At 44.8% G+C, this 11182-nt stretch carries 10 protein-coding genes; all 10 read right to left on the bottom strand.

Annotation, left to right across the window (positions count from 1 at the left end):
- Positions 1-16: 16 nt before the first annotated feature.
- The 10 genes from H509_RS0106860 to H509_RS0106815 all read right to left on the bottom strand — a co-directional run bounded on the left by H509_RS0106860 (position 17) and on the right by H509_RS0106815 (position 11013).
- Positions 17-1879: a HEAT repeat domain-containing protein gene (locus H509_RS0106860; RefSeq protein ID WP_028544437.1), complete on the bottom strand. Its 1863-nt coding sequence runs from the start codon at positions 1877-1879 to the stop codon at positions 17-19.
- A 13-nt stretch (positions 1880-1892) separates the two neighbouring features.
- Positions 1893-3332: an SWIM zinc finger family protein gene (locus tag H509_RS0106855; RefSeq protein WP_028544436.1), complete on the bottom strand. Its 1440-nt coding sequence runs from the start codon at positions 3330-3332 to the stop codon at positions 1893-1895.
- Positions 3333-3626: 294 nt separating this feature from the next.
- The gene (locus H509_RS0106850; protein WP_028544435.1) at positions 3627-4502 is read right to left on the bottom strand and encodes a radical SAM/SPASM domain-containing protein; all 876 of its coding nucleotides are present in this window, start codon (positions 4500-4502) and stop codon (positions 3627-3629) included.
- 214 nt (positions 4503-4716) lie between these two features.
- Positions 4717-5472, bottom strand: coding sequence for a class I SAM-dependent methyltransferase (locus tag H509_RS0106845; protein WP_028544434.1), 756 nt, complete (start codon positions 5470-5472; stop codon positions 4717-4719).
- Positions 5473-5829: 357 nt separating this feature from the next.
- Positions 5830-6429 carry a response regulator transcription factor gene (locus H509_RS0106840; RefSeq protein WP_028544433.1) on the bottom strand — a complete coding sequence of 200 codons (600 nt, stop codon included), beginning with the start codon at positions 6427-6429 and terminating at the stop codon, positions 5830-5832.
- Positions 6426-7562, bottom strand: a complete 1137-nt coding sequence (locus tag H509_RS0106835) for a sensor histidine kinase (RefSeq protein WP_028544432.1) — start codon at positions 7560-7562, stop codon at positions 6426-6428. Before H509_RS0106835 ends, H509_RS0106840 begins: the two co-directional genes overlap by 4 nt.
- 83 nt (positions 7563-7645) lie before the next feature.
- A complete protein-coding gene (gene desA / locus H509_RS0106830; RefSeq protein WP_028544431.1) occupies positions 7646-8707 on the bottom strand; it encodes a Delta(5) desaturase DesA in 1062 nt (353 codons plus the stop codon).
- 297 nt (positions 8708-9004) lie between these two features.
- The gene (locus H509_RS0106825; protein WP_028544430.1) at positions 9005-9445 is read right to left on the bottom strand and encodes an OsmC family protein; all 441 of its coding nucleotides are present in this window, start codon (positions 9443-9445) and stop codon (positions 9005-9007) included.
- Positions 9446-9552: 107 nt separating this feature from the next.
- Positions 9553-9924 (bottom strand): hypothetical protein, encoded by a 372-nt coding sequence (locus tag H509_RS0106820; protein ID WP_157277505.1) that lies wholly within the window; start codon positions 9922-9924, stop codon positions 9553-9555.
- Between the two features lie 78 nt (positions 9925-10002).
- Positions 10003-11013 (bottom strand): matrixin family metalloprotease, encoded by a 1011-nt coding sequence (locus H509_RS0106815; protein ID WP_028544428.1) that lies wholly within the window; start codon positions 11011-11013, stop codon positions 10003-10005.
- Positions 11014-11182: the final 169 nt, after the last annotated feature.

Here is an 11182-nt window from a genome sequence, read left to right as displayed (position 1 = left end):
GTAATCCCCCGCAATGCTATACGGACTGACCTGCATGAACTGCTGTGCCATCCGCCTGCATCACTCGCAGCACGTACTCCAGTTGGTTGCCTGCTGTGTATCGATAATTAGGCGCAATAGCTGCCAATCGCGCGTGATATGTTGCTGGAAGCTGACATAGCTGCTCCCATACATTCCATTCAAATACGTACCCCATTTTATTGCGCTTGTTTTCCAACAGGGTCATTAACGCTTCATAACGAACATGCTCCTCGGCCTCGGCACGCTCCAACCCGGCTAGCAACAGTCCTGCGGTAGATGTACTGAAGCCCGTGTGCTCCGTTAGTTGCTGCAACATAAATTGCTGGCAGCCTTTATGTCCAGGGGACGCAAACGCACATACCAATTCAGTTGCACCTTGTTCCATAAACCACGCGAGCCACCGACTATCCCATTGCACAGCCATCTGCTCCAAGGGGGGCATCTCAATTGCAAGCAGCGTTGATTGTTCCTGTTGTGCCCCCCACAACGTAGGGCATTGTTTATATTCTCGTTCGATGACCAGCTCTTCTACAACACGGAACAACTGCTGTTTTCGTTTGTTTGTATCTTTATTCATTACCATTTTCCATTTGTTGCGCAACGATTCCACGTAATAATCAAACAGCTCAGCAGGCGATAACTGCTGGAATGCGGCACGAAACGCATGTGGAATATAACGTACATTGTTCTGCTCCAATTGTTGCAGCAAACGCAGTGCTTCTTCTGTACTTTCTTGACTTAGGTAATTTGCCGCATAATCGATAAGGTCCATCCAGCCAAATGAAATAAAGAGCGCATAATGTTCGACTGTATATGTATAAAGAGCATACAATTCTGTGCTGCGTTTGCCTTCCAATCCAGTTAGATAATGCTGAACTTTTGTCCACAGCACTTCCATTTTCTTTTTATCATTCTTAAGTTCCAGCGCCCTATGAAGCTCTGCACCAAGATCTTTAACAAGCTTCATCGTCAGCTGCATAGAGTCACACTTGGCTGCTGCTTCAGCCGCCAGTTCCATGTCCTTGCCGGAAAAAGCCTCATGCAGACGCGCTGCTGCCGTGTCCGTTCCCATCTCGGCTAACGCAAAATAAGCTGCTTCGCGAATCGACTTCTTTTTGTCTTTGGACCACTCCACCAGAGATGACTCATACTGTTGATGTTTGCCTAAAGCTTCAATTCCCGCTATCCGAACATCGTCTGATCCTGATTCGGCTGCTTCATAAATGAGCCCAAGCATATCCTCGCTACCGACCTCTCCAATAACTTTCAGCTTTCTTGCTTCCAGCTTACCGCCAGTGGCATCGAAGCTTCTTACTAAATGTGGTACAATTTGCTCACCATAACCTGGAAGCACATGCTTCATCGTATAGTTTACAATATCCGTATATGGATCTTGCAGTGCGTTAATCGCCAAGCTCATCAAGCGGAGATCCTGAAACATACCCTCTTCAAATGCATGTACAATAATTTCATATCGTCCGCTTCCCGTTGTCATTAACGCCCGCTCCACATCAGCCAATTTGCGGTATGGCAAAAAGGTCGTTAAGTTCGTCGGCCGACTATCCAGTTGGCCAAGCTCACCGCTCACCGTCGTAACCCCCTGCGTACGCAGCACGGACTCTAGTAACAACGTTACGTCCTGCAAACATTCTGCTGAACGATGCTGTAGTGAATCCGCCGGTTCCACAAGAGCTGTAATACTTTCGGCAAGACGTTTGAAAACAGGAGCTCGTTCTCCAAGCTGTTGAAATTGGGGCAGCATACGTTTCAAGCGGAAGTCCCCTGCCGCTAGATCACTACCTGCAATATACAGCCTGCGTAATTCCTGATGAAGCTCTTGCAACAGCGCTGTGCTCATGTTTTTCAGCCTCCTAGTACAAAAGTCGGATCATATCCGCGCCTTTAATAATGGTTAACGGTTGCACATAAAGTTTGCCCTCAGCGATACGATGCTCGAACATAACTAGCATCGTAGCATCCGACAACTGGTCAGCCGGAATATAAGGCAGCAGCGATACTGTACCTTGATTGGTGGGAGCGATATCCTCCAACGCCAACTGCTGACCTGCCTGATCGACAATAGCGTATTGGCCTTGCTCATTTTGAACGACCTCAGCCACATGCACAAGCATTACTGGGTTCCGATCGCTTAACGGATTTTTAAGTTGGTTTTTCACCAGCTTAATAGCTTCTGCGTAAGATGAATGTCCATGCTTTGACATGGATGCTATTACTTGCGGATCGATACTTCGCGGAGTCATGTTCTCCCAGCGAACACGGCGATTCATATCACCAGGGTATGTGTACAAAGCGGGTACCTGAACAACGTCAAAGTAGCTGTCTTCTTCCTTCATATGCTTTGACGCCTTATAAGGGCGATATTGGATTGTTCTGTGGATTTCTCCACTTGATCGTTCCAGCCAATAGCCCAAATCCACAAGCTCCTGCCTAGCCTGATCATCATAACTGAAATACGCAAGCTGCACGAGCTCCACCTGTTCCTTCATCAGTCCGCACGCTTTTAATTGATCCAACTGCCACGCATGACCAAGCCATTCCTCAATCGTGGACTCATGATCCAACGCTAGTTCAGGATCGGCAAGCTTGGCTGTTAAATGTGTACGGCCTTTCTTCACAAGTGCATGGATTAGCGTCAACTGTTCCACAGCATACGTGTAGAACTCCTCACGTTCACTTGCTTGTTTGAGCAGCAAACTTAATTGTCGCAGTTCCATCTGGGCACCCGTCAAATAATAATTGCCCATTTGCTTCACATGCTCATCGATTGTCTTGAGCACTTTCTTGTCTATCGTCGCCAATCCTCCGCGTATAAGCGAAAGCACAAGCTTCTCCAACAGCTCCAGTCCGTCCAATTGCGCCTGGACCTTCTTCTTTAATGCTGATTTATTAACTTTCTTGGGCTTCGCCTCAACGCCTTCTGCTGCTTGCTTTGACTTTTTCTCTTCCCGTTTCTCCACCTTTTCTCGCTTCAAAAGGATGTCCTCGGGCACTTCTGCCTCTATGAATTCCGCCCCTCCGACATAGGCGTACAACAGTCCAAGTGCATGTTTGCAAGGCAACTGTCTGCTCGGACAAGAACAGCGCAGCACCGGATTCTCCGGATGAATAAAGTCTGCGGAGCACTGGTAGTTGGAACTACCACTCCCTGAACATTCACCAAACAGCAAAGTCGCGTCCTGTGAGCGATTAAATCTCACGAAGCTGCGTTTCTTCACGAGTCCCTGTCCATTTTTAATGGCAGAGCTGTTGGGTGCTAACGAATCGATATAGGATTCTGTAATTTCGATCAACATTTATCGCTCCTATCTGTCATGGCCCTTAAAAGTGTCCTGCACTATTAAAATGATACCTAAACGACTATCCACAACATACCAACTAAAGTCCTATTTAACTACTATAAATATGTATCTGACATCATATGTTCATATTAAGTTGACGATCACTCTCACAGCGCATAACAAAAAACAGCCCCCATCATCTTCCGATTTGAGCTGTTTTTGAGTGTTATTATGATGGAGTGTGGCCAAATCTATCGTGATCAGTTAAAGTAACATCCAAGTATTCACGAGGAACACCGTTCATCTTTAAGTTCCGAATCGCTTCCTGTATCCGCACTTCCGGCATAATTCCTCGACTGCCTCACGCCGCGAGAAACCATAAAACAAATTGTTTGCCCGTTCGCTTTCTACAATTTCGGAGAATGGATCATCGTGAACGTTGCCAAGCTTAATAACACCTTCTCCATCCAGACAACACGGCACAACGGTTCCGTCCACCAAAATCGCTGCCTGACTGCGAAGCGCATGACAGAAGCCTTTGCCATCATCTTCAGGCGCACTTAGACTTGGCCATTCAAACTCATGGTCCTGATTCAAATAGACGTTGTTAGCAATCTTCAAGCCACTGCCCCGTACTACTTTTTCTTCTATTTTATAATCAAGGTTAAACTCCTGCTCCAAAATTTGCAGCGTTTCGCGATTGCGATTCTTAACTTGATTGGTCACATTATCTTGATCCAGATTCCAAAGTCTAAACGAAAAGATGACGTTATGCTGCTCCGCTTCCCGTACAAAAGAAAGAATCTCCTTTAAATACCCGTCACGGTCCTCCGACCCAATATGCCCATCAAAGCTGTGGAGCGAGAAGTTCATCTGCCGCAGCGCAGGCTTGCCCAGCAGCTTTTGTCTATTTTTGCGAATTAAAGTACCGTTCGTTGTAATGTTAACTTTAAACCCCTTCTCATGGCTCGCGTCCAGCAGCTCATCCAGTTTGGGGTGAAGCAAAGGCTCACCCTTGACATGCAAATAAATATAATCTGTATGTGGCTTTATTTGATCTAATATGTGTTGAAAAGTATCCAGCTTAATAAAATTAGCCTTCCTTTCTGTTGGTGGACAGAACGTACAGGCCAGGTTACATACGCTTGTAATCTCAATGTATACTTTTTTAAACGTCTTCAATGCTTGTTCCCCATTCCATGTTAATCATGTATGTTCTCTCTATTTATAATGTACAATAAAGGTAGTTGTCAGCCTAATGGCCTTTCATTAACTTAGCAGTTTTGTGGGGAATACGCTACATGAAAATAATAGCCTTCATATAAGCACAAACCACGTTAAAAGAGGTGCCTGCATTGCAAGCACCCTTTCCTTTATACTATCCAGCTCACCAACGTTAGCCTCTTCGCTTCGCAACAATCATGAACCGCTCAGCATTGGTTATAATCCCCCGGTCCGTCATATGATCCGCTACAAATTGTTCAAACACCTCCATATCCCCCTTCATTTCACCGAAGTTAGGAATGATTGGTGTATGCGTTAACAGAAAGAAGAGGTCCTCAGGCGCCTCATAATATTCCACTGCATTATATTCCTCAAAGTGAATATCCCGGAAGCCAGCAGCACTTAATTCGGCAATATACCCCCTCATTAACGTACCTGGCATGGTCTCATACGCTTGTCCTCTACCAAACGCCGCTTTGAGATTAATCTTGTCCCGCTCCCCGACTTGTTGGGTCATAAATAGGCCCTCTGGTGCCAACACTCGAGCCACTTCTTCTGCGCAAAAGCCCGAATGACGGCAGGACACTACGTTATAAAAATCGTTTGGAAACAGCAAGTTCTCCGCATCCATCTGCACAAAACGTACATTGGGGAAACATGCTCGTTTTAAGTTTTGAGCCGCTGTCTTGATCATTCCGGGGGAATGATCAATCCCAACGATCAGTTGACTGGAGTCGGCTATAGCCAATACAGCTTCTCCGCCGCCCGTTCCGATATCAAGCAAGAAGTCTGATGGTATACATGCACGAACAACTTCTTGATAGAAATCCCATCCAATACCTTCCGAGGTAAACTTCATCTGAGAGAAGTCCCATCCATTTATGCGGCCTACTTTATCGTAATAAGCAACAGAATCAAAATCTTTCATATATATAAACACCCTTTCCATAATTCAATCGTGATCATCGCGAAACCGCCCAACCTATCGTTCATCAGCATAGTTCATTAGATCAAAAGGGCAGACTTCCCCCTTGATAGCTGGCACGCATGTTTTTCCAGCCCGACAACTAGCTACCTCGAACGATACGGTAAGACATCCGCTTCACCCCAAATGGAAAGATTACGTTTATTATAAACCGCTTGAATTCGAACATTCAAGTTACCGATAATGATGCTCGTGGTATAACAAAAAGAGGAGCATCAGCTCCCCCGGCCATTACTTATGAAGATCATCTTACCATATATAAGCCATGTCTTATTCTGATCACTACTTGCTATTTACTATTTACTTGAACCAGCCCTTCTCTTTAAAGCGAGTAATGGCTTCAATCCGATTGCCGACATTTAGCTTGTCGAGAATAACGGAAATATAATTCCGTACCGTTCCTGTCGTAAGGTACAATTGATCCGCAATCTGCTTGGTATTTTTCCCATCAGCAATTAGACTCAACACTTCCTTCTCGCGCTCAGTTAATGGATTCTCTTCTCCGTAAGCCTCGTCTACCAGTTCCGAAGCATAAATACGTCTGCCTGCCATAATACTTCTAATGGAATCCGCCAATTCCTCACTTGGGCTGTCTTTTAGCAAATAACCATTGGCTCCCGCCTTGAGTGCCCGCTCAAAATAACCAGGCCGTGCAAAAGTCGTTAATATCATCACTTTGCAGCCGCAGCCTTTTAATTCCTCGGCAGCATCAAGCCCACTTTTCCCAGGCATCTCAATATCCATCACACAGATGTCGGGCTTGTGAAGATGCACAAGCTTCACCGCTTCCTCGCCATTGCTTGCCCTGCCTACCACGTGCATATCGTCCTCCAGATCAAGCAAGGAAGCGAGCGCTCCAAGCAGCATTCTCTGGTCCTCTGCAATTACGATTCGGATCATGAGCTTCCCTCCTCTTCTGGCTGCTTAAATACGTTTGGCACTTTAATGATGACCGTAGTTCCTCTATCCGAATGGATTTCCATACACCCATTTACAAACTCAAGCCGCTCCTTCATGCCTCGCAGCCCGTTCCCTCTCGTATAGGGAGACTCGTTTGCAATGCCGATGCCATTATCCTGCACTTTTACGCTCAACTCAGTCCTTGACGGTTGAATCACGATTGAGCACGTTGAAGCACTGCTATGCTTCACGATATTCGTTACCGCTTCCTTGAGACACATGCTGAGGACATTTTCATTTAACAAAGAGGTATTGCTTAGCTTCTCGTCGCCCTCCACCGTAAACTCAATTTCAGCTGCCTTTAAAATTTGCTTGATGCGGAACATCTCATCTTCTAATCGTGTACCCCGCATCTGAGTCACCATCTCCCGCACTTCTTTAAGTGCGCTTCTTGCGGTCTGACGAACATCGTTCATTTCCAATTGAGCCTGAGCTGGATCTTTGCTTATTAATTTCCCAGCCAAATCGCTCTTTAATCCGATCAAAGAAAGTTTCTGACCTAGTGTATCATGCAAATCACGGGCAATTCGTTGACGTTCCTCCAACTTGACCAGCTCCGAGATCCGCTTATTCGCATCTTCCAGTTGGCCTTGCAGTTTGTCCCGCTTATTACGGTTATAAGTTGTCACCGGGAGGAGAATGACTCCAATCAAACTAACGAGCACAAAAGGTAATTGTGTAATGAGCAGTGCATTTTTGGTCACAAATCCAACGTTAATAGTTACAACCGTCGTAACTAAATGGATAGTATATAACGTTATAAATCCGATCCAATTCTGAATATTGCCAATAAAAAACGCCAAAAACAGAGAGAAATAAACGTATCCGAACTGCATCGTCATCGTGATGGAGATAATGATCTGCAAAGATGTCCAAAAATAAACGAGCCAGCCTTTTGACACAAAAGAAAGCATGTAACAAATAAAAAAAGCAACAATCATCACGATGCCAATAACGACCTCGTAAGTAGATGAAGCCCGAAATATAAAATAAAAAGGAAGGATATAAAAGACGACCCATACGTACGGGCTAAGTCCCGTATTGCGGTGAAATATTTGGTACCATTTCTGCATGTGCGTCTTCCTCCTTCCTTACTCTAAGCTGAATCCGTATTTAATTGTATAGTAGCACAAAACGGCTATCTACTGATCATTCGTTATTCACCCTGCACCTTTGGCCTGCGATTGCTCACGTTATCCGATAAGCGCCCGAGCTTCTGCTGGAGCTGCTTAATCTTAAGCTCCTTAAAGCTGACAAATGTCTTGTTTTGCTCATCCCACAACCGGAAGCGCAAAGACTTCAAGCTCGTACGCAGCGTAATCGTGGTGGCCTTCTGAAGGGGCGGTGTCGCATTATGCGCCTTCTCCAAATTATAGTTAGGTACCTTCGGACTGAGATGATGCACATGATGGAATCCGATATTACCCGTAATCCATTGCAGCAGCTTCGGCAGCTTGTAATAAGAACTGCCTTCTACAGCCGCTTGTACATAACTCCATTCTTCTTCATGCTCAAAGTAGGAATCTTCAAATTGATGCTGGACATAAAACAACCAAATGCCAAGAACACCTGACATGAAAAAGATAGGGCCCTGTACAAGCACAAATGCCTGCCAACCGATTGCCCAAATCAAAAGTGTATACAAAGCCACTATAGATACATTCGTAATATAAGTGTTGATCCGTTCTTTTCTTCTTGCGCCTTTATCATTAAAGCGATAAGAGATCAAAAAGATAAAAATCGGCCCCAAACCCAACATGACAACCGGATTCCGATAAATACGGTAAGCAATACGTGTATATAAAGGAGCAGCCTCATATTCTTCAATGGTCAGCACCCACATATCTCCGGTACCGCGTTTGTCCAGATTGCTGCTCGTCGCATGATGAATCGAGTGGCTATTTTTCCATTGCTGATAAGGCACAAGCGTCAGTACGCCTGTAATCGTGCCTAATATATCGTTCGCCCTGCGGCTTTTGAAGAACGACTGGTGACAACAGTCATGAAATATAATAAATGTACGGATGACAAATCCAGAAGCAACGACTGCAATTGGAACTGTGAGCCAATACGATACGGAAAGACTTAAGTATGCAGCATACCAAAGCAGAACAAGAGGCACTAACGTGTTTAGAATCTGCTTTATACTTGACTTCGTATCGATTTGCTCGTAGGGTGCCACATTTTTCTTTAAATTAGCAAGCTTGGATTGATTCATGTTATCTTTTCCTCCTACATATAGGCGCATAGAACGTCTCCGCCGCTTGTACGGCTGTAGATTCCTATCTTCAGTATAGGAATTTAATCGGGTTTGTAGTAGTCATAAACGTCAAGTAAGAGGTATGACAAACGTCATATAGCTATAGGCCAACTGCATAAAAAAATGGATACTTGTCCAACATAATTTGATTCGTTTCACATAACGGCATACTGCAATGGCCACATAGAAAAAGCCCCCATAAAGGGGGCTTACTCATCATTTATAATAGCGAACAGTCACATGAAGAAGCTGGCTTTATTCTACTACAATTTGATTCAGCACCAGATTAACGGGATTGCTAATGGAATCCCCTACTGGGCAAGTTCGCTCGATAAACTCAACAAATGCCTCTGCCTGCTCAAGCGTAGCGTTCGACTTGATGTGAATATTGTATCTGATATCCGAGTATCCTCGCCGAACGTCTGATTTGTTCATAAATCCGTCCGTATCGAGGTCCCCTTCCACCTCTACCCGAAACTCCTCCAGTTCAATGTTGAACTTAGGAGCATATACGCGGGCGACAATGGACTGACAGGCTCCCAGTGCGCACAATAGTAGCTCAACCGGATTCATAGCTGTGTCTGTGCCACCTAAGTATTTAGGCTCGTCTAACGTAATTTCGAAATTTCTGGATTGCGCCTTAACGACCATGCCTTGCTGCAAACTTGCAGTTGCTCTAAATGTTTGAACGGGCATATCGCACCTCACTCCCATCTATTTCCTGTCATTATACCACGCCACGACGATGAATATCGTCATAGTTGTAAATTCATTTCGAATTAGCGACAAATACCGCGCTAATCTTACTTAGGAGCAACTTCCGCTTGAATGTATAATCCTTCCCTTGCCAATATCGCAATCGCTAAACTGCTGGGTTTCCCTTTAATTGCATATAGCTTGGTCCCTTCACGATAGTAGTTGGAATAAGGTTCGGTCAACGTCTCACTCTCGTCCAGAGAGTAATCTGCAATTTCCCCTAGTTCTTCATCTACTTCCGTTAAAGTGACATCGGTTATGCGATACGTTTGATGGTTCCATCTCACAGAAGGGTATGGAAAAGAAGCAGCAGATTGCAAGCGTGGTTCAAGTGCTGAGGGGTTCGCATTCTGTGCTGCCTCGTGACCTGTACAGGCACTCAGCAGAAGCATGACCAGGATGATCACTATTTTCCTCACGATATATCACCTCAGTATTTAAACGCCCTTTGTTTTCCAATTGTTTCAGTTGCCCTGCTACAATTTATAAATACATGTTTAGAAGTGAAGCTGCTTTTGACTGGAAATGTTGTTAAACTTACCGTTTCGCATAATAAACACACCATCATCTTCATTTAGAGGCTTATACGTACCATCACTTGATTGGCGCAGAAACAGGACCACTTCTTCATCGTCTTGCAAATAAGTCGTATGTTCAGCAAATACATTTAACCTGCCATCGCTTCCGCCCATCTGGGCAATCCGGAGCTGCTGCCCCGCTTTGGTGGGGTCCCCCTTCATCACCTGTTTTACTTTAACTTTAACTTGGGTCACATAAGTATGGTATTCCCCTTCCTCATATTTGCTGCCTGCCTCGGCAACCACTCTACCTTGAACAACGAGATCAGCCGCTTTAGCTAACTGCTGCTCATTCTTATAGTGAACTGCCCAAGACGGATGCAAATAAACGCCATTCGCCTTTTGCTTTAAGTTCGTTCCCTCTTGTACCAGCCCATTCATCAATGGATACAGGCTGTTCACAACCGCAAGGTCAGAAGGAGAAGGAGAAAGCGCTCGCGCTCTTGTACCGTCACTGTTAAACGTATAGGGATGCATAATAGAGGTAGTTTCTACGATAGAAGTATGATTTAAACCGAGGGAATGACCAATTTCGTGACCGGTGACAGCGGCTTTAATCGCCGAGGTATATTTGGAGGTAGAAGTATAATACGTATTCATTCTCAGTTGTGCATTTGAAATGATTCCATTTGTCACCGTATAATCAGCAATACCGTCCCAATCTACACCGGAGTCGTTTACGTCGTAAGCATAATATTTTGTTGCTGAACCTACAACCGTTGTCAGGCTAAAATGTGAAGCATTTCTCCATTTTGCAGCTCCTTCGCTCCAGGCTGCCGCATGCTTAGAATTCAACGATACGTTCATCGTCTGGATTCTGCTTGGCCATTTGGCGAAAGTAGTCACTGCCGCATATACAGGAGCGGTGCTGATCATGATAGCAAAAGCCCCTAACGCCAATCCGCTGAGTAAAGACTTTTTTGACCTCATCGTAAACCCTCCTAAAATAACATGATAGACAAAATCATATCAATCTTGCCTTCTCTATCATATATAAAATACCATAATTTTACTATAGTAAATTATGTGGAAGGCTTATGCTAGCTTGAAACTCCCGCACATGTTTATTTTTCGAAGGGAATACGCTACCTCATTTGCT

This window comes from Paenibacillus taiwanensis DSM 18679, from assembly GCF_000425125.1.
Lineage (GTDB): Bacteria > Bacillota > Bacilli > Paenibacillales > Paenibacillaceae > Paenibacillus_B > Paenibacillus_B taiwanensis.
This window is presented reverse-complemented; position numbering and strand designations above follow the sequence as displayed.